Source organism: Clostridium prolinivorans (assembly GCF_004011155.1).
GTDB lineage: Bacteria > Bacillota > Clostridia > Clostridiales > Clostridiaceae > Clostridium_AT > Clostridium_AT prolinivorans.
Window position 1 is genome coordinate 36,160 of record NZ_RJWG01000003.1, and the last position, 19,116, is coordinate 55,275.

Sequence of the window (19,116 nt, forward strand, 5' to 3'; positions counted from 1 at the left end):
ATAATATTATATAAAATGGAGGATAATAAATGAAAGAAATACATGTTTTAGAAATTACAAAAGCAGTTAGAAATTTATGTATAGAAGCCAATTATTTTTTATCAGAAGACATTAAACAAAAATTAGAAGAAGCTTGTAATAAAGAAAATTGGCCTTTTGCAAAAGAAATATTAGAAAAAATATTAGAAAATGCTGATATAGCTAAAAAGGAGAATATGCCTATCTGTCAAGATACTGGAATGACATGTGTTTTTATAGAAATGGGACAAGATGTTCATATTATAGGAGGAAGTCTTGAAGATGCAATAAATGAAGGAGTTAGACAAGGGTATATAGATGGTTATTTAAGAAAATCTGTAGTAAAGGATCCTTTAAATAGGATTAACACTAAAGATAATACACCTGCAATTATAAATTATGAAATAGTTACAGGAGATGAATTAAAAATAACTGTTTCCCCTAAAGGATTTGGTTCTGAAAATATGAGTAAAATAAAAATGTTAAAGCCTTCAGACGGAATTAAAGGTGTTAAAGAATTTATAATTGAAGCTGTAAAAGAAGCTGGCCCTAATCCTTGTCCTCCTATAATTGTGGGAGTAGGTATAGGGGGGAATTTTGAAAAAGCTGCCATTATGGCAAAAAAATCTTTATTAAGACCAATTAATGAAAGAAATAGCAATCCTTTTTATAAAGAACTTGAAGAAGAACTTTTAGAAAAGATAAATTCTTTAGGCATAGGGCCTCAAGGTTTTGGAGGAAGAACAACGGCACTTGCTGTAAACATAGAAACATATCCAACTCATATTGCTGGTCTTCCAGTAGCAGTAAATATAAGCTGTCATGTTACAAGACATAAAGAAATAAAATTATAATGGAGGTTACATGGCTATGGAAAAAAAGATAACAACTCCACTTACAAAAGAAAAAATAAAAGAACTTAAAGCAGGAGATAGCGTACTTATTACAGGCACTATATATACAGCAAGAGATGCAGCTCATAAAAGGCTTATTGAACTTTTAGATAAAGGAGAAAAGCTTCCTATAGATATAGAAGATTCTATAGTATATTATGCTGGACCTACACCAGAAAAACCTGGTCAAGTAATAGGTTCAGTAGGACCAACTACAAGTTATAGAATGGATTCTTATTCACCAAGACTTATAGAAAAAGGATTAAGAGGAATGATAGGAAAAGGATTAAGAAATGCAGAAGTTATAGAAAGTATAAAAAATAATACAGGTGTTTATTTTGCAGCCATAGGAGGAGCAGCGGCTCTTATAGGAAAGTCAGTTGTAAAATCAGAAATTGTAGCTTATGAAGATTTAGGTGCAGAAGCTATAAGAAAATTAGAAGTAGTAGATTTTCCAGCAATAGTAGTTATAGATTGTGAAGGAAATAATTTATATGAAATAGGGCCAAATCAATATTTATATAGTTTAAAATAATGATATTATGTGTTTTGCAGCAGAATTATTAAGTGTGTTTAAATAAACAAAATATAAAAAATAATATATTAAAATAAGTGCCGTATTTATAATTATTGCAAATACGGCACTTATTATTAATTTCTTAAACTTTGAATAGGAGCGGGAAGTCTCCCACCACGATTTATAAATTCAGTACTTTTGTAATTATGAATAGGCATTATAGGTGCAAATCCAAGAAGTCCACCAAATTCTACTTTATCACCTACATCTTTACCTGGTACAGGTATTATTCTTACTGCGGTAGTTTTATTATTTATCATACCTATTGCAGCTTCATCGGCAATTATAGCTGATATAGTTTCGGCAGTTGTATAACCTGGAACTGCAATCATATCTAGACCAACTGAACATACACAAGTCATTGCTTCAAGCTTATCAATAGTAAGTGCTCCACATTCAGCTGCAGATATCATACCAGCATCTTCGCTTACAGGAATAAATGCACCACTTAAACCTCCTACATATGAAGAAGCCATTATTCCACCCTTTTTTACTGCATCATTAAGAAGTGCAAGAGCTGCAGTGGTTCCGTGGGTACCACATTTTTCAAGTCCCATTTCTTCTAATATATGAGCTACACTATCTCCTATAGAAGGAGTAGGAGCTAAAGATAAATCTACAATACCAAAAGGAACATTTAATCTTTTTGAAGCTTCTTGAGCTACAAGCTGCCCCATACGAGTTATTTTAAAAGCAGTCTTTTTTATTGTTTCTGATACAACTCCAAAATCTGCTCCCTTTACTTTTTCTAATGCAGATTTAACTACACCAGGGCCTGAAACACCTACGTTTATAACACATTCAGGCTCACCAACTCCATGAAATGCTCCTGCCATAAAGGGATTATCTTCTACTGCATTACAAAATACAACAAGTTTTGCACAACCAAGACCATCTTTATCGGCGGTAATTTCTGCAGTTTTTTTGACTATTTCTCCCATTTCTTTAACTGCATCCATATTAATACCAGCTTTTGTACTACCTATATTTACAGATGAGCATACTTTATTTGTTACCATTAAAGCTTCAGGAATAGATTTAATGAGTTTTGAATCTCCTAAAGTATAGCCTTTATGAACAAGAGCTGAAAAACCACCAATAAAATTAACTCCTACTGCATCTGCTGCTTTATCTAATGTTTTAGCAAATTCTACATAATTTTCATCATCGCAGCTTTCTGCAACTAGAGAAATAGGTGTAACAGATATTCTTTTATTTATTATTGGGATTCCATATTCTTTTTCAATATCTTCTCCGACCTTAACAAGATTTTCAGCATATTTAGTTATTTTATCATAAATTTTTCTTCTAACTTCTGCTCCATTAAAACCAGAACAATCTCTAAGTGATATTCCCATTGTTATAGTTCTAATATCGAGATTTTCATTTTTTATCATATTTATAGTTTCTAATATTTCGTAATCTCTTAACATAATAGCTCCCCTACAATATTTTAATTATATTCTGTGCATAGAATTAAAAATATCTTCATGTTGTAATTTAATTTCAACTCCCATTTCAGCTCCCTTTTCAAGAAGCTTATCAGATAATTCAACAAGTGGAAGTTTTGATTGTTCTAAATCTACTAACATAACCATTGTAAAAAAACCTTGCATAATTGTTTGTGATATATCAAGGATATTTACATTTTCTTTTGCTAAAATATCACTTACACCAGCAATAATTCCTACTTTATCTTTTCCAATTACAGTAATAACAGATCTCATAAAAGCTTTGCCCCCACTCATAAAATATATGTTCTTTAAATTATACAGCTAAATTTAATTATATTCAATAGGAATAAGAAAATGTAAATGTTTTAAAAGTTTATTTTTTGTAGTGATTAAAAGTGCACCACAGAGCTCTTCTGGATTTCCAAATCTCTCCATTGGAGTATTAGTTAATATTTTCAACTAGCAATATCTTGCGTGAAATAGTAAAATAAAAACTAATTGCTTTATTGCTAGTTTATATATAAAATAAATATTATAAAACTAAGTTTTATAATATGAAACAAGAAGGAGAGATGGAATTGCCACTTAAAGAAGAAAATTCTGTTCAATCTGTAGAAAGAGTTTTATCTATACTTGAGTATTTAGCAGAAGAAAAAAAATCTTGCAGAATCACTGAAATAGCTAATGCAGTTAATCTTCATAAAAGCACTGTTCATAGACTTCTTAAAACATTAATGAATAAAGGCTATATAGAAAAAGAAATAGATTCAGATAAATATTTATTAGGAACTAAAGTACTATTTCTTGCAAGTGCTGTTTTAGATAGAATGGATGTAAGAAATATTGCAAGAGCTTATATAGAAAAATTGTCTGAAAAAGTTAACGAAGTTATTCATCTTTCAATATTAGATGGAGATGAAGCAGTATATATAGATAAGGTTGAAGGATTAAGACACGGAAGTGTTAGAATGAATTCTCAAATTGGTAAGAGAGTACCTTTATATTGTACTGCTATGGGAAAAATATTGATTTCAAAGTTTAATAACGAAGAAATTATTAATATATTAAAAAATAAAGAGATGAAAAAGCATACAAATAATACTATTACAAATATAGATGATTTTATAAAAGAAATAATAGATGTTAGAAAAAATGGATATGCTGTAGATGAAATGGAATGTGAGGAAGGAATAAGATGTATAGCTGCACCAATATATGATAGAAAAGGAGATATAACTGCCTCTATAAGTGTATCTGGTCCAGTTTTTTATATTACAGAAGAAAAATTACCCTATATAAAAAAAGAACTACTTAATACTGCAAAAGAAATTTCAAAACAGCTTGGATATTTAAAAAATTACTAGTTATTTTATTAAAATAGCTAGTAATTTTTTTTACATAGTAGTATTATAATAATAGCAATATAAATATGAAACATAGTTTCATATTATGAAACTATGTCAAAAGAGTTGATGATTGGGGGAATTTTTGTGGAAAGAATTAGGACAATTGAAAAAATAATTGAAAGCGGAGTAGTTGCTGTAATAAGAGCAGAGTCTAAAGATGAAGGAATAAAAATAATTGATGCAGTTAAAAAAGGCGGAATTAAAGCGTTAGAAATAACTATGACAGTTCCAGGAGCAGTTGATATTATAAAAGAACTTTCAGAAATCTATAAAAATGAAGATGTAATAATTGGAGCAGGAACAGTTTTAGATCCAGAAACAGCTAGATTATGTATATTATCAGGTGCAAAATATATAGTAAGCCCAAGTATAAATGAAGAAACAATAAGGCTTTGTAATAGATATAGAATTCCAATTATGCCAGGAGCAATGACTGTTAAAGAAGCTATTCAAGCTCTTGAATTAGGAGCGGAAATAATTAAAGTTTTTCCAGGAAGTGCTTTTGGACCATCTATAATAAGTGCATTTAAAGGGCCTCTACCTCAAGGTAATTTTATGCCAACAGGAGGAGTAAATTTAGATAACGTTAAAGACTGGATAAAATCTGGTGCTGTTGCTGTGGGAACAGGAAGTGATTTAACAAAGGGAGCAAAAACTGGAGATTATCAATTGATAACAGAAACAGCATCTAAATTTGTTGAAGAAGTTAAAAAAGCCAGATTAAAATAAATTTTATTAAAGATGAGGTTATGGAATTTATGAATGCTTTAGTAAATAGTGTTATAAAAACTGATAAAAGAGAATTTGATATGATAACTTTTGGAGAAAGTATGGTTATCTTCTCTCCAGATACTAAAGGTCCTTTAAGATATGTTAATAACTTTACTAAATCTATAGGAGGGGCTGAATCAAATACAGCCATAGCATTAAGCAGACTAGGGCATAAAGCAGGATGGTTTTCAAAGCTTGGAGATGATGAGTTTGGAAGATATATTCAGCTTATTATAAGAGGAGAAGGTATTGATATATCTAAAGTAAAAATAGATAAAAAAAGAAATACAGGTATACTTTTTAAAGAAAGATTTATTAATGCAAACCCAACTGTATATTATTATAGAAATGATTCAGCTGCAAGTAAATTTTCTATAGAGGATATAGATTATGAATATATAAAATCATGTAAAATATTTCATATAACTGGTATAACTCCTGCACTTTCTAAAAGCTGTAAAGAAGCAGTATTTAAAGCTATAGAAATAGCAAAGGAAAATCAAGTTATAGTATCTTTTGACCCTAATATAAGACTTAAGCTTTGGAGTATAGAAGAAGCAAAACCAGTACTTCTTAAAATAGCTGAAATGTCTGATATAGTTTTTCCTGGAATTGAAGAGGGGGAATTACTTCTCTCAACTAAAGATAAAGATAAAATTATAGATAAATTTATAGAATTAGGTTGTGATACCATAGCACTTAAACTTGGTAAAGATGGCTGTTATGTTGCTAATAAAAAAGAAAGACATTTTGTTAAGGGATATAATGTAGACAATATTGAAGATACTGTTGGAGCTGGAGATGGATTTGCTGCTGGATTTTTATCAGGTTTGCTTAGAAACTTAAATATTAAACAAGCAGCAGAATATGCAAATGGAGTAGGTGCAATGGCAACTTTAGTAAAAGGAGATATGGAAGGTTTTCCAACATTTGAGCAGCTTATGCAGTTTATAGGACAAAGTAAACACATAGATAGATAAAAATAAAATAATAAAAGTGCATAATAATTATTAATGAAAAATTTGTTTTAAATGTATATAAATAAAAAAGAAGCGTAATTAGTTTTATATAAAATCAAATCTAATTACGCTTCTTTTTTAGAATTAGCTGATATTTGTAAAAAATAACATAAATATTTTTAAGGTTAGAAAGAAATATAAAGAATTTTATACCAAACTATAAACTTCTTTTTTATCTTTTATTTTTATTAATTATTTTATATATAATTTATTATAATAATCTTCAAGCATTCTCTTTGTACCAAAATTTTCCTTAGTTGTTTTAATACTTTCTTTCATCATTTCTATCCATTTAGGTCTATTTTCATAATAAGTAGGAACAACTCTATTAAGCAGTGTATCATAAAGAGCGTCTATATCATGAGCGTTGATATCGTCTACTTCTCCTTCGGAAACTCCATCTCCAAACTGCCAGCCGTTAATACCATCTATACAAGCTTCTGGCCACCAGCCATCTAAAATTGAACAATTAAGAACACCGTTCATTGCAGCTTTCATTCCAGAAGTACCTGAAGCTTCCAATGGTCTAATTGGATTATTAAGCCATATATCACTTCCACGAGTAAGCATTCTACCTATATTCATATCATAGTTTTCAAGGAATACTACAGCTTTTGGATATTTTTTCATCATAGAAACCAAATTAGCAACTATTGCTTTTCCAGTGTCATCAAGAGGATGTGCTTTACCTGAAAATACTATTTGAATTTTTCCTTCATTTAAATAAGGTTCAATGACTTCAGGTCTACTAAATATAAGATCACTTCTTTTATATGGAGCAGCTCTTCTTGAAAAACCTATTAAAAGATTATCCAAATTAAGAGTTATGCCTGTTCTTTCTTTAACAAAAGAAATAAGTTCTTTTTTGATTTCCATATGAGCAGACCAAATATCTCCATTTTCTTCATAAGCTTTAGTTATTCTATCATCAACCCAAGTTGGAATATGAATAGCATTTGTAATTCCTATTATTTCAGAACGTCCAGCTACTTCTTTCCACATTTTGTTTGCAGTTTGTGCATGAAGATCAGAAACTGCATTTGATTTTCTTGAAAGCCTAAGCCCTGCTATTGTCATATTAAAAGGATCTCCACCAATTCTTATCATTTGATCTTTTGTTAAACCATTAAAAGCACCCATATATTCTAATTTTTCAATTGGGTGAGATTCATTTCCTTGAATTATTGGAGTATGAGTTGTAAATACAACTTCTTCTCTTGTAGATTTCCAAGCTTCTTCAAATGTTAATCCAGAACACATTTTTTCTCTTATAAGTTCAAGAGCTGCAAAATCTGCATGACCTTCGTTGAAATGATAAACATCTACAGGAATTTCTAATGCTCTAAGAGCCCTTACTCCACCTATTCCAAGCACCATTTCTTGAGCAATTCTTTCTTCGCCAAACCATCCATATAATTGTCCAGTAATCCAAGTTTCGCTGTTCTCTGGGATATCTGTATCTAAAAGATACAGAGGGTTATTTCCAAATTTTTCAGTTTTCCATACTTTACATACTACATCTATATTTCTTATTTTAACTGTAACTTTAACTCCAGTATCTTCTAAAAAATCGTATACATAATTTTTATAAGCATCATAAGGTTTCCCATCTTTATCAATAACTTGATCTCCATAACCTTGCTTCCATTTTATACCGATGCCAACTAAAGGTAGATTTAAATCTTTTGCTCCTTTTAAATAATCTCCAGCAAGTATTCCAAGCCCCCCTGCATACATTTTAAAATCAGAATCAAGCCCATATTCCATACAAAAATAGGCAACTTTAGGTAAATTATTATTCATTTTAACCCTCCCTGTATTTAATAATACTTATATAAAGCATTATTATTATATTATTATAATTAAATTATAATAATAAATAAGAAAATATACAACCGTTTGCGCAAATATTTTTAAAATTTTCCAAAGAATTTTATAATCATGGCAGAAGCTTGAAACAGGAACAGTTATAGTATGGAAAAAACAACAGGTATTTTCTAAAGCAGCAGCAAAATTCATTGAAATAATTATAAATGCTTTAAAGTTATAGATAATAATAAAGAATAGGCATTAGATATATTAAACACTTTAAGATAAAATATATATAACCATTTTTGTAACAACTTAATAGTTTAAAAAGTTTGTTTTAAAACTAACTTTAATAATATAATAAACTAATAATAGTAATGGAGGAGAAAATATGAGTAGTAAAAAATTAGGTTTTGGATTAATGAGATTACCTTCATTGAATGAAAATGATCCATCAAAGATTGATATTGAACAGACAAAACAAATGGTAGATATTTTTTTAGAGAGAGGATTTACTTATTTTGATACGGCTTGGATGTATTGTGGTTTTAATAGTGAAAATGCTGCAAAAGAAACATTAGTAGCTCGTCATCCCCGTGATAGTTTTACATTAACGACAAAGCTTCATTCTGGATTTATAAAGACAAAGGAAGATAGAGATCGTATATTTAATGAGCAATTAAAGAAAACAGGTGTTGAGTACTTTGATTATTATTTATTACATGATATTAATACTCATAGTATTGAAGTTTATAATAGGTTAGATTGTTTCAATTGGATACTTGAAAAGAAAAAACAAGGTTTGGTTAAAACTATTGGTTTTTCTTTCCATGATGGTCCTGAATTATTAGACAAAGTTTTAACTGAACATCCAGAGTTTGAAGTTGTTCAGCTGCAAATTAATTATTTAGATTGGGATAGTGCTGGTGTCCAATCACGTAAATGTTATGAAGTGGCTACAAAGCATAATAAACCAGTTATTGTTATGGAACCTGTAAAAGGTGGAACTTTAGCAAATGTACCTATTGAAGTTGAAAAGATGTTTAAAGATTATGCTCCTTATATGTCTATTCCTTCGTGGGCAATTCGTTTTGCTGCAAGTTTGGATAATGTGATGATGGTATTAAGTGGTATGTCTAATATGGAGCAATTATTAGATAATACTAATTATATGAAAGATTTTAAACCTCTAAATGATAAAGAGTATGAACTTATTCATAAAGCTGTTGATATTATTAATTCAACGATTGCAATACCTTGTACTGGATGTTCATATTGTATAGATGGATGTCCTATGAATATAGCAATTCCTAAATATTTTTCTTTGTATAATGCAGATTTACAAGAAATTAAAGAAAAAGGTTGGACACCACAAGGTGAATATTATGCAAACCTAACAAAAACATTTGGTAAAGCAAGTGATTGTATAGAATGTGGACAATGTGAAGGAGTATGTCCTCAACATTTACATATTATTGATGATCTTAAACGAGTTGCTAAATATTTTGAAAAATGATTTTACTTTATTGATAGAATAATTTCTAGGATTTGTTTATAAGTTATTTAATACTATAATTAATTTACAATAGGCTGTAAATTAATTTCCACTATACAATTTATAGTGTTTCTAAATTTACATTACAAATATATATATATTTATATAGTGGTAAATATTTAATAAAAAGACTTTTATGAGATAATAATATTATTTTTTAAAATTAAAAAAGATTAACAGAAAATTAAACCTCTGTTAATCTTTTTCTATTTCAATGCCATATTTTTTACATTTCAATGCCACAGTTCTATGGGTAATGCCTAAAGCTTTTCCAGCCTTATTATAGCTTTTGTATTTTTTCATAGCTATAGTTATAATTTCCTTTTCGTATTCTTCAAGTGGAAGAAGTTCTTCATTAACTAAATTTATTAAAGATTCACTGTTTGATGATGAGTTGTTTATATAAAAAGGAAGATCTTTACAAGTTATAATAGAACCATCACACATATTTATAGCACGTTCAATTATATTTTGAAGTTCACGGATATTACCTGGCCAATGATATTTATAAAATTTATCTAAACATTCTGAAGAAATTCCTGTTATTTTTTTATTTAAATTTTTGCTTAAATTTTTTATAAAATACTCTGTAAGCGAATTTATATCTGACTTTCTATCTCTAAGAGGAGGAAGAGTTATTGATAATACATTTAACCTATAATATAAATCTTCTCTAAATTCACCTTTTTCTATCATTTCTTCAAGATTTCTATTTGTTGCAGCAATAACTCTTACATCTACTTTATGTGTTTCAACTCCGCCTACACTTTCAAATTCTTTTTCTTGAAGTACTCTTAAAAGTTTAACTTGCATAGATTTTGGCATATCCCCTATTTCATCTAAAAATATGGTACCGCCATCTGCAATTTTAAATTTACCAGGCTTGTTTTTAATAGCACCAGTAAAAGCTCCCTTTTCATGACCGAAGAGTTCACTTTCAAGAAGATTTTCAGGAATAGATGCACAATTAACTTTTACAAAAGGTTTATCTGCTCTATTGCTATGATTATGTATAGCTTTAGCAATAAGTTCTTTACCAGTTCCGCTTTCTCCCCTTATTAAAACTGTTGATGTAGAAAGAGATGCCTTTTCTGCAATAATAAGAGCTTCTCTTAAATTGCTGCTAGAACCTATTATATTATAGAAAGAACTATTTAATTTAGTATGTTTTTTTAATTCTTCTTTATAATAATTTAATTCTTCTTTATAATTTTCAAGTTTTCTTGCAAGATCTGAAATATCTTGAAAAACGCCAATAGCACCAATTACTTTATCATTTAAAAAAATTGGAGAACGGTTAGATATAACTATTGTATCTTTAATTTCTATAGTTTCTCCTATACTTTTTTCTTTATTTTTTATAGTATCAGAAAGCTTGGAAGAAGGAATTATATCTTTTATATTTCTTCCTAAAACTTCTTTAGGATTCTTTTTTAAAATATTTAAAATATAAGAATTAGCAGAAGTTATGTTACTATTTATATCAATAATAATTATTCCAAGAGGAAGACTTTGAATTATCTGTTCATTTGCTATAGTACTTTCTTCAATTAATTTATCTATATTTGACATATTAGAAGAAGTTTCGTTTTCAATTTGAGTATTTATAAAATTTGAAAGCTCAAGCACAGCTTTTCTTCCATTTAAATTATCTTCTTTACATGAAATTTCAATTATTTCATTTTGTTTAATTTTTAAAGACAAAAGAGCAAGCATGCTTAATGCTATAGGCTCTTTACTTTCCATAGTTCTTATATATAAATTTATATTATATTTTCCTTTAAGTTCAGCAGCTTTATTAACTATCATAGCTGCAATTCTAGTATGTATTCCATAACGTGAATTTACTACAACACTATTTTTATACATAAAACCCTCCTCTTAATAAAAAATATCAATAACAATTATAAATATGATAAAAAGTATCAACTATATAATACATTAAACAAAACAGCATGTCCACATTAATTTATAATAATTTTATAATAAAAAAATATAGTTTACAAATAATAAACTATAAGAATGATGATAAAAAATATCAATAACATTTTAAAAAATATTGATAATAAATAAGTGTAGAATTGGCACGAATTTTGCTATTAATATTTATATGATATATTTTAGTATGGAGGTAAAAGACATGAAAAAAGGAATTGCAGCTTCAAGAGGATACGCAATTGGGAAGGTCGTTTTAAAAGAAAAAAATGAAGAGGTAATAGTAGAAAAAAGTATACAAAATGTACAAGAAGAAAAAAATAGACTTCAAGATGCTGTAAATGCCTCTAGAGAGCAATTGGAGAAAATAAGGGAAAAAGCAGAAAAAGAAATGGGAACAGATAAAGCAGCTGTATTTAGCAGTCATATAATGCTTTTAGATGATCCTGAATTTATAGGAAGTATTGAATCTAAAATAGATACAAATAAGATTAATGCTGAAAAAGCTTTAAAAGATGTAGTAGATATGTATATGGACATTTTTGCGGCTATGGAAGATGAATACATGAAAGAAAGAGCAGCAGATATAAAAGATGTTGGTGATAGAATTACCAATAATCTTTTAGGAAAAGGTGCAGAAGGAATGAATATTTCTTTTAATAATGCAGTTATAGTTGCTCATGATTTAACTCCTTCTGATACTGCTTCACTTGATAAAAGTAAGGTAGTGGCTTTTTTAACAGATATAGGAGGAAGAACATCTCATAGTGCTATAATGGCTAGAACTTTAGAAATACCTGCTATAGTTGGATTAGGAGATATAACTAACTGTGTAAAAAATGGTGATACTGTTATAGTAGATGGAATAGAAGGAATAGTTATAGTAAATCCATCTAGTGCTCAAATTGAAGAATATAAAGTTAAAATGGAACAATTTGAAAAAGAAAAACAAGAACTAAAAAAATTAGTAGAAGTAAAAACAAAAACAAAATCAGGCAAAAGAATTGAAGTAGTTGGGAATATAGGTAAAAGCGAAGATATACATAAAGTATTAGAAAATGGTGGAGAAGGTGTAGGTTTATTTAGAACTGAATTTTTATATATGGATAGAGATAGCATGCCTACAGAGGAAGAGCAATTTGAATCTTATAAATATGTAGCAGAAAAATTAGAAGGTAAACCATTAGTTATAAGAACTCTTGATATAGGTGGAGATAAAAAACTTCCTTATCTTGAAATGCCAGAAGAAATGAATCCTTTCCTTGGATATAGAGCTATAAGATTATGTCTTGATAGAAAGGATATATTTAAGGTTCAGCTTAGAGCACTTTTAAGAGCTTCAGCTTTTGGAAATATCAAAATAATGTTTCCTATGATTTCTTCAGTTAATGAATTTCTTGAAGCTAAAAAACTTTTAGAAGAATGTAAAGAAGAATTAAGAAAAGAAGGAAAAGCTTTCAATGATAATATAGAAATAGGAATAATGGTAGAAATACCTGCTACTGCTGTTATTGCGGATGAATTTGCAAAATATGTTGATTTCTTTAGCATAGGAACAAATGATTTAATTCAATATACTTTAGCAGCAGATAGAATGAATGAAAAAGTTTCTTATATATATGATCCAATGCATCCAGCAGTTTTAAAACTTATAAAAATGACTATAGATGCAGCTCATAAAGCAGGAAAATGGTGTGGTATGTGCGGAGAAATGGCAGGAGATGAAAGAGCAATACCTACTTTAGTTGAATATGGTTTAGATGAATTTTCTATGAGTGCTTCATCTATACTTAAAGCTAAACAGATTATTATGAATATGTAATAAACTGCACTATCATAAAATAATAAAGCAGGCACAAATCAAGTGTTTTGGTTTAACTCACTAAAGTTTAACCAAAAGAGATAGGATTTGTGCCTGTTTTTATTTAGAGATAAATTTTATTATATAGATATTAGTAATAAATATTTCAGTAAATTTTTAATAAAAATACTTTTTACATACTTTTTGCAAAATAATCATGATATTATAATTAATAATGATAAAAACTTTATTTTAAGATATAAAGAGGTAATAGTTATATGGATAAATCTACTAAATTATATGCAAAGGCAATTAAGTTTTATAATGATGGGTATATAGATAAGTCTTTAGAGTTTTGCGAAAAAAGTATATCTGAAAATTTAAAAAATTCATCAGCCATTAACCTTAAAGGACTTTTATACTATTTAAAGGGAGAACTTGACAATGCACAAGCTTTATGGAATATGAACTATCAAATTAATGAAGATATGGTATCTAAAAAATATTTAGAAGATAGTAAAAATGATAAAGAAAAGAATAAGCTTTATAAAGAAGCTATTAATTATATTAAAGAAATAAAGATAAAAGAGGCTTTGTACAAACTTGAAAGTTGCCTTGAAAGTGATTTTAATTTTATAAATGTAAATAATTCTATTGCCTTTTGTTATATTAAACTTGGCGAGTATAATAAGGCTGAAATTTTTATAGAAAAAGTGTTAAATATAGATAAAAATAATAAAACAGCTCTTTCTTTAAAAAAAGAACTTATAGATTTTGGAATTATTAAAAATAAATCATACAATAGATACTTTGCACCTATAATAATTTTAAGTTTAATATTTATAATTTCTAGTACATTTATAAAAATTTCAAAAAAAACTAAAGATTATAGTAAAAACATAGAAAGCATAAATAATAATTCAAGCAATAAAATTCAAAATAATATGAGCATAAAAAATGATTTAAAAAATGAAAGCGAAAATAAAAAAGAAGAAATAAAAGAGAATTCTTATAAAATTTTCCCTAAAGAAGAAATAAATAAAGCTTTAGAAAATAAAGATTATGAAAAACTTTATACTATATTATCAAATTTAAAAAATGATAATACATCATATGAAAATACTAAATTAATTGCAAAAGCTGAAGAAATTTTAAAAAATAATGGAGCTTTATATTTTTATAATAAAGGAAGAGAATATTTATCTTCGAAAGATTATACTAAAGCTATAGAAAATTTAAATAAAGCTTATATATATGGAAGTGAAAGTTATTTATATTCTCATATAAATTATATGCTTGGATTAACATATAAAGAAATGGGAGATATAGAAAATGCAATAAAATATTATAAACAATATGATAGCCAATATCCAAATGGAGATTATGAAGAAACAGTGCTTTATGAGCTTGCTTTAATATATAAAGACATAGATGATGAAGCTTCTAAAAATTATGCGAGAAAATTAATTAAATTATATCCTAACTCTATTTATAATAATTCTATAGTTAAAGAAATACTAAAAAATAATTAAATTTTAATAATTATAAATTATTAAAATATTCTCAATAAGGTGAGAATATAAACATTATTATCTTTACAAATTTTAGGTGAAATGTTATAATAAACGGCAATAAATATGTATGGAAAATTTATCTTGAATTATGTTTTTAGTGTATAAAATATATCGTTTAAGAAGGTGAAAATATTTGAAAAAGTTATATGGTCTACTGGGCGAAAAACTTTCTCATAGTTTTTCGCCTGAAATTCATTCAATTATATTTGAAAAGACTAATGCTGATGCTTATTATCATTTATTTGAAATAAAAAAAGAAGACATTAAAGATGCTGTAAAAGCTCTTCAAGTTTTAAGGGTAGCAGGTGTAAATGTTACTATTCCATATAAAGTAGAAATTATGGAGTTTTTAGATGAAATATCCATTGAAGCCAAAAAGATAGGTGCTATAAATACAATAGTGTTTAAAGATAATAAGACTTATGGATATAATACTGATTATTATGGATTTGGAATGACACTTGATAAGTTTAATATTAATGTAAGAGATAAAAAAATAGTATTATTAGGTACAGGTGGAGTTTCAAAAGCAATAGTTCAATATCTTTATGATAATAATGCAAAAGAGATAACATATGTTACAAGAGATAAAAATAAATTTTGTGGAAATAAAAATAAAATTATAGATTATAATGAATTAAATAATATAAAAAATCAAGATATAATTATAAATTGTACGCCATGTGGAATGTTTCCTAACATTGAAGAATCTCCTGTAAACAAAGAAATTTTTGAAAATTATGCCACAGCAATAGATTTAATTTATAATCCTAAAGAAACTAAATTTTTGAAATATGCTTATGAAAAAAAACTTAAAACTATAAATGGCTTATATATGCTTATTGCTCAAGCTGTAAAATCGCAAGAGTTATGGATGAATAAAAAAATTGAAGAGAAAGTTGTAGATGAAGTTTATGAGAAATTTAAATAAAAATATTGTATTTATAGGTATGCCAGGATGTGGGAAATCAACAATTGGTAAAATAGTGTCAGAAAAAATTAATATGAAATTTTGTGATTTAGATATATATATTGAAGAAAAAGAAAATATGACCATAGACGAAATTTTTAAATATGGTGAAACATATTTTAGAGATATAGAAGAAAAATCTGTAAAAGAAATCAGCAAATTAAAAGGTTATGTTATTTCTGCTGGCGGTGGTATTGTATTAAGAAAAACAAATATTGATTTTTTAAAAGAAAATGGAATTATAATTTTTATAAATAGACCAGTAGATAAAATAGCTCTTGATATAGATGTATCTAAAAGACCGCTTCTTAAGGAAGAAAAAAACAGATTATACAAACTTTACGAAGAAAGATATAATCTATACAAAAAATATTGTGATTTTGAAGTGGAAAATTCTGGAACAATCGAAGAATCTATAAATAAAATAATAAAAATATTAGAAGGTGATTTATAATGAAAATACTTATTATTAATGGTCCTAATATTAATATGCTTGGTATAAGAGAAAAAAATATTTATGGTAGCGAAAGCTTTGATACTATGTGCAAATATCTTAATGAAAAAGCAAAGGAATTAAATATAGAATTAGATATGGTTCAAAGCAATATAGAAGGAGAAATAATAAATTTTATTCAAGATGCATATGGAAAATATGATGGAATAATAATTAATCCTGGAGCATATACACATTATAGCATAGCTATATATGATGCAATTTTAAGTGTAAATATAAAAACTGTTGAAGTACATATAAGCAACATACATAAAAGAGAAGAATTTAGGAGAAAATCTGTAATAGCACCTGCTTGCATTGGACAGATATGTGGTTTTGGGATTTTTGGATATGTTATGGCTATGGAAGCTATTTTACATTATGAAAAATCTTTGTAAAAATAATATTAGATACAATAATTATTATTAAATAATTGTTACAAGTATTGATTTTTATAAAAATATAAGTTAAAATTATAATATGTTTATACCCCTATTGGGTATGATAAATATAGGAGGGATAAAAATGATTAAAGAAGTAATGGATAATAATTTTAATGAAGAAATAAATGCAGGTGATATGCCTGTAGTAGTTGATTTTTGGGCTCCATGGTGTGGACCATGTAAGATGTTAGGACCAGTTTTAGAGGAACTTGAGAGAGAATATGAAGGAAGGGTAAAATTCATAAAGGTGAATGTAGATAATAATCCTATAGTTTCACAAAAATTTAGAATTGCAAGTATACCAACAGTTATGATATTTAAAAATGGTGAAGTTAAAGATCAAATAATTGGATTTAGACCAAAGGATGCTATGAAAGAATTTATTGAAAAACATATTTAACTAAAAGCATATTTTAATACAAATGAGGTGGATCACGTGGTTGATAGATATGATATAGCTATAGTAGGCAGTGGACCAGCTGGTATATCAGCTGCAATTAATGCTAAAATAAGAAATAAAAATATAATAATATTTGGAAGCAAAAATTTAAGTGCAAAGCTTTATAAAGCACCTAAAATAAATAATTATTTAGGCTTTCCAGAAATATCAGGTGAAATTTTAAAAAAAGAATTTGAAAAACATCTTGATAAAATGAATATTAATATAACTTATGAAAGAATAAATGCTGTTTATTCTATGGGAGACTATTTTACCTTGATGGTAAATGAAAAAATATATGAGTCTACTGCCTTAATTTTAGCCACAGGTGTAGAGTATACAAAATCTATTAAAGGTGAAGAAGAATTTTTAGGAAAAGGTGTAGGTTATTGTGCTACTTGTGATGCACCGCTTTATAAAGGTAAAATAGTTACAATTATAGGATATAACAATGAAGCTGAAGAAGATGCAAATTATGTAAGTGAACTTGCATCTAAGACTTATTATATTCCAATGTATAAAGGAGAATATAAGCTTAAAGAAAAAATTGAATTATTAAATGGCAAACCTTTGGAAATTAAAGGTAATAATTTTGTATCAAAGTTAATTTTAAACAATAGAGAAATAGAAACAGATGGAATATTTATTTTAAAAGATAGTGTACCTCCAGGGCAGTTAGTACCTGGACTTCTTATAGAAAACTCTCATATAAAAGTAAATAGAAATATGGAAACAAATATAAAAGGGTGTTATGCTGCTGGAGATTGTGTTGGCAGACCATACCAATACATGAAGGCTGCTGGAGAAGGTCAAGTAGCAGCTTTAAATGCAGTAGCTTATATTGACTCTTTAAAGAAACTTTAAAATTAAAATAGCCGCAAGTTAAGTGCTTTAATTAAACTTTAATGTTTAAACAAAGAGAAAGCACTTAATTTGCGGCTATTCTTTAGTAAAGAAATTCTATATTTTATTAAATGACTTTACTAAATGTTCATTACACATATGTCATTTACTTTAATTTAATATATAGATATGTTTTTTTAATACGTAGATATGAATAATTTATTTTGCGAAAGTTTTTAATGTTACTATTTATTTACGGCAAAAAAAACATGATTACCTATAGGTTTAATATTAACTTTACTTACTTGATCCATCCATTTTGAAGTTGATATTTTAGGATTATAAAAAAAATGTGCATTATTAGTTGGATCTATGCCTTTTAATGCGTCTAAGACTGCTTTATAACTTGCATCATCAGGTATAACATTTATTTTGCCATTTCTAATACAAGAAAAAGCATTTTTTTGTTTTATGACGCCTTCTATAGATTTAGGAAAACCTGGGCTTTTAACCCTGTTTAATATAACTGAAGCCACAGCAACTTTTCCTTCATAAGGTTCTGAGCAGCTTTCTGCATATACTACTTGAGCCATAAGATATAAATCATCTTCAGTTATATTTATAGTTTTATTTTCAGATAGATTAAAAACTTGAACAGTATTTATTTCTTCTTTGTATAGATCGCATTCCATTTCATCTTTTGCACTAACTTTAGACCAAGGAATAGTTAAAATAACACAAATAAGAAATAATATAAAAATAGTTTTTTTCATTATTTTCCTCCTTTTACCTACGGGGTTAGCTGACGGGTTCGGTAAAGGCATAACCTACAAAAAACGATTCACCCCAAAAAAGTGGTTTCCCCGCGTTTTTAAAACTTAGGCTAGGATTATTATTCCACAGTTTTAAAAAATAATACAAAATTGTTCAAAAAAATCAGCATACCATTTTTATAGTATGCCAAATAATATTTTATAATATGCAAAATAATAATTTTCTCTGATCAGATAAAAGATATCCCCTGCGCGGGTTATTATTTTACTATGTTATATATTTAAAATTTAATGTTAATATTAAGTAAAATAATAATCCTCTCTTATCATATAAAAGATATTC

At 27.4% G+C, this 19,116-nt stretch carries 18 protein-coding genes and 1 riboswitch; of the genes, 13 read left to right on the forward strand and 5 right to left on the reverse strand.

Going from position 1 to position 19,116, the window contains the following annotated elements:
* Nucleotides 1-29: 29 nt before the first annotated feature.
* Together EGD97_RS04390 and EGD97_RS04395 are read left to right on the forward strand one after the other, a co-directional pair.
* The gene (locus EGD97_RS04390; protein WP_127836557.1) at nucleotides 30-872 is read left to right on the forward strand and encodes a fumarate hydratase; all 843 of its coding nucleotides are present in this window, start codon (nucleotides 30-32) and stop codon (nucleotides 870-872) included.
* 16 nt (nucleotides 873-888) lie between these two features.
* Nucleotides 889-1,446 carry a Fe-S-containing hydro-lyase gene (locus tag EGD97_RS04395; RefSeq protein WP_127836558.1) on the forward strand — a complete coding sequence of 186 codons (558 nt, stop codon included), beginning with the start codon at nucleotides 889-891 and terminating at the stop codon, nucleotides 1,444-1,446.
* Nucleotides 1,447-1,562: 116 nt separating this feature from the next.
* On the opposite strand, the gene EGD97_RS04400 is transcribed toward EGD97_RS04395, so the two are convergent.
* Together EGD97_RS04400 and EGD97_RS04405 are read right to left on the reverse strand one after the other, a co-directional pair.
* Nucleotides 1,563-2,921 (reverse strand): PFL family protein, encoded by a 1,359-nt coding sequence (locus tag EGD97_RS04400; RefSeq protein WP_078682238.1) that lies wholly within the window; start codon nucleotides 2,919-2,921, stop codon nucleotides 1,563-1,565.
* 24 nt (nucleotides 2,922-2,945) lie between these two features.
* The gene (locus EGD97_RS04405; protein ID WP_078682239.1) at nucleotides 2,946-3,215 is read right to left on the reverse strand and encodes an ACT domain-containing protein; all 270 of its coding nucleotides are present in this window, start codon (nucleotides 3,213-3,215) and stop codon (nucleotides 2,946-2,948) included.
* Nucleotides 3,216-3,520: 305 nt separating this feature from the next.
* On the opposite strand from EGD97_RS04405, the gene EGD97_RS04410 reads away from it, so the two are divergent.
* The 3 genes from EGD97_RS04410 (at nucleotide 3,521) to EGD97_RS04420 (ending at nucleotide 6,099) form a co-directional block, all read left to right on the forward strand.
* Entirely contained in the window at nucleotides 3,521-4,306 is a 786-nt protein-coding gene (locus EGD97_RS04410; RefSeq protein ID WP_164850157.1) for an IclR family transcriptional regulator, read from the forward strand.
* A 126-nt stretch (nucleotides 4,307-4,432) separates the two neighbouring features.
* On the forward strand, nucleotides 4,433-5,077 hold the full coding sequence (locus EGD97_RS04415) for a bifunctional 4-hydroxy-2-oxoglutarate aldolase/2-dehydro-3-deoxy-phosphogluconate aldolase (protein ID WP_078682255.1): 645 nt from the start codon (nucleotides 4,433-4,435) through the stop codon (nucleotides 5,075-5,077).
* A 29-nt stretch (nucleotides 5,078-5,106) separates the two neighbouring features.
* On the forward strand, nucleotides 5,107-6,099 hold the full coding sequence (locus EGD97_RS04420) for a sugar kinase (protein ID WP_078682256.1): 993 nt from the start codon (nucleotides 5,107-5,109) through the stop codon (nucleotides 6,097-6,099).
* Between the two features lie 231 nt (nucleotides 6,100-6,330).
* On the opposite strand, the gene glgP is transcribed toward EGD97_RS04420, so the two are convergent.
* Complete coding sequence (glgP, locus tag EGD97_RS04425) at nucleotides 6,331-7,941, reverse strand: alpha-glucan family phosphorylase (protein ID WP_127836559.1); 1,611 nt, start codon at nucleotides 7,939-7,941, stop codon at nucleotides 6,331-6,333.
* Between the two features lie 397 nt (nucleotides 7,942-8,338).
* On the opposite strand from glgP, the gene EGD97_RS04435 reads away from it, so the two are divergent.
* Nucleotides 8,339-9,463 carry an aldo/keto reductase gene (locus EGD97_RS04435; RefSeq protein ID WP_127836560.1) on the forward strand — a complete coding sequence of 375 codons (1,125 nt, stop codon included), beginning with the start codon at nucleotides 8,339-8,341 and terminating at the stop codon, nucleotides 9,461-9,463.
* A gap of 234 nt (nucleotides 9,464-9,697) precedes the next feature.
* Here EGD97_RS04435 and EGD97_RS04440 read toward each other — a convergent pair whose 3' ends face one another.
* Nucleotides 9,698-11,371, reverse strand: coding sequence for a sigma 54-interacting transcriptional regulator (locus EGD97_RS04440; RefSeq protein ID WP_127836561.1), 1,674 nt, complete (start codon nucleotides 11,369-11,371; stop codon nucleotides 9,698-9,700).
* A 271-nt stretch (nucleotides 11,372-11,642) separates the two neighbouring features.
* Between EGD97_RS04440 and ptsP the strand changes: the two genes are divergently transcribed.
* The 7 genes from ptsP (at nucleotide 11,643) to EGD97_RS04475 (ending at nucleotide 18,021) form a co-directional block, all read left to right on the forward strand.
* Nucleotides 11,643-13,259, forward strand: coding sequence for a phosphoenolpyruvate--protein phosphotransferase (gene ptsP / locus EGD97_RS04445; RefSeq protein ID WP_127836562.1), 1,617 nt, complete (start codon nucleotides 11,643-11,645; stop codon nucleotides 13,257-13,259).
* 257 nt (nucleotides 13,260-13,516) lie between these two features.
* Nucleotides 13,517-14,770, forward strand: coding sequence for a tetratricopeptide repeat protein (locus tag EGD97_RS04450; protein ID WP_127836563.1), 1,254 nt, complete (start codon nucleotides 13,517-13,519; stop codon nucleotides 14,768-14,770).
* Nucleotides 14,771-14,945: 175 nt separating this feature from the next.
* A complete protein-coding gene (aroE, locus tag EGD97_RS04455; RefSeq protein ID WP_127836564.1) occupies nucleotides 14,946-15,743 on the forward strand; it encodes a shikimate dehydrogenase in 798 nt (265 codons plus the stop codon).
* Nucleotides 15,727-16,236, forward strand: coding sequence for a shikimate kinase (locus EGD97_RS04460; RefSeq protein ID WP_127836565.1), 510 nt, complete (start codon nucleotides 15,727-15,729; stop codon nucleotides 16,234-16,236). The genes aroE and EGD97_RS04460 overlap by 17 nt, the downstream gene beginning before the upstream one ends.
* Entirely contained in the window at nucleotides 16,236-16,673 is a 438-nt protein-coding gene (gene aroQ, locus EGD97_RS04465) for a type II 3-dehydroquinate dehydratase (protein ID WP_127836566.1), read from the forward strand. The genes EGD97_RS04460 and aroQ overlap by 1 nt, the downstream gene beginning before the upstream one ends.
* A 127-nt stretch (nucleotides 16,674-16,800) precedes the next feature.
* Nucleotides 16,801-17,118, forward strand: coding sequence for a thioredoxin (gene trxA / locus EGD97_RS04470; protein ID WP_127836567.1), 318 nt, complete (start codon nucleotides 16,801-16,803; stop codon nucleotides 17,116-17,118).
* A gap of 36 nt (nucleotides 17,119-17,154) precedes the next feature.
* Complete coding sequence (locus tag EGD97_RS04475; RefSeq protein WP_127836568.1) at nucleotides 17,155-18,021, forward strand: NAD(P)/FAD-dependent oxidoreductase; 867 nt, start codon at nucleotides 17,155-17,157, stop codon at nucleotides 18,019-18,021.
* Between the two features lie 224 nt (nucleotides 18,022-18,245).
* Here EGD97_RS04475 and EGD97_RS04480 read toward each other — a convergent pair whose 3' ends face one another.
* The gene (locus tag EGD97_RS04480) at nucleotides 18,246-18,773 is read right to left on the reverse strand and encodes a cell wall hydrolase (protein WP_127836569.1); all 528 of its coding nucleotides are present in this window, start codon (nucleotides 18,771-18,773) and stop codon (nucleotides 18,246-18,248) included.
* A riboswitch (cyclic di-AMP (ydaO/yuaA leader) is annotated at nucleotides 18,773-18,895 on the reverse strand. Its footprint overlaps the gene before it by 1 nt.
* Nucleotides 18,896-19,116 lie beyond the last annotated feature (221 nt).

Coding starts and splice junctions, on each gene's coding strand:
- EGD97_RS04405 (WP_078682239.1), bottom strand. CDS start 3,215: ATGAGATCTGTTATTACTGTAATTGGAAAAGATAAAGTAGGAATTATT.
- glgP (WP_127836559.1), bottom strand. CDS start 7,941: ATGAATAATAATTTACCTAAAGTTGCCTATTTTTGTATGGAATATGGG.
- ptsP (WP_127836562.1), top strand. CDS start 11,643: ATGAAAAAAGGAATTGCAGCTTCAAGAGGATACGCAATTGGGAAGGTC.
- EGD97_RS04460 (WP_127836565.1), top strand. CDS start 15,727: ATGAGAAATTTAAATAAAAATATTGTATTTATAGGTATGCCAGGATGT.
- EGD97_RS04400 (WP_078682238.1), bottom strand. CDS start 2,921: ATGTTAAGAGATTACGAAATATTAGAAACTATAAATATGATAAAAAAT.
- aroQ (WP_127836566.1), top strand. CDS start 16,236: ATGAAAATACTTATTATTAATGGTCCTAATATTAATATGCTTGGTATA.
- EGD97_RS04450 (WP_127836563.1), top strand. CDS start 13,517: ATGGATAAATCTACTAAATTATATGCAAAGGCAATTAAGTTTTATAAT.
- EGD97_RS04395 (WP_127836558.1), top strand. CDS start 889: ATGGAAAAAAAGATAACAACTCCACTTACAAAAGAAAAAATAAAAGAA.
- EGD97_RS04390 (WP_127836557.1), top strand. CDS start 30: ATGAAAGAAATACATGTTTTAGAAATTACAAAAGCAGTTAGAAATTTA.
- EGD97_RS04420 (WP_078682256.1), top strand. CDS start 5,107: ATGAATGCTTTAGTAAATAGTGTTATAAAAACTGATAAAAGAGAATTT.
- EGD97_RS04480 (WP_127836569.1), bottom strand. CDS start 18,773: ATGAAAAAAACTATTTTTATATTATTTCTTATTTGTGTTATTTTAACT.
- EGD97_RS04440 (WP_127836561.1), bottom strand. CDS start 11,371: ATGTATAAAAATAGTGTTGTAGTAAATTCACGTTATGGAATACATACT.
- EGD97_RS04435 (WP_127836560.1), top strand. CDS start 8,339: ATGAGTAGTAAAAAATTAGGTTTTGGATTAATGAGATTACCTTCATTG.
- trxA (WP_127836567.1), top strand. CDS start 16,801: ATGATTAAAGAAGTAATGGATAATAATTTTAATGAAGAAATAAATGCA.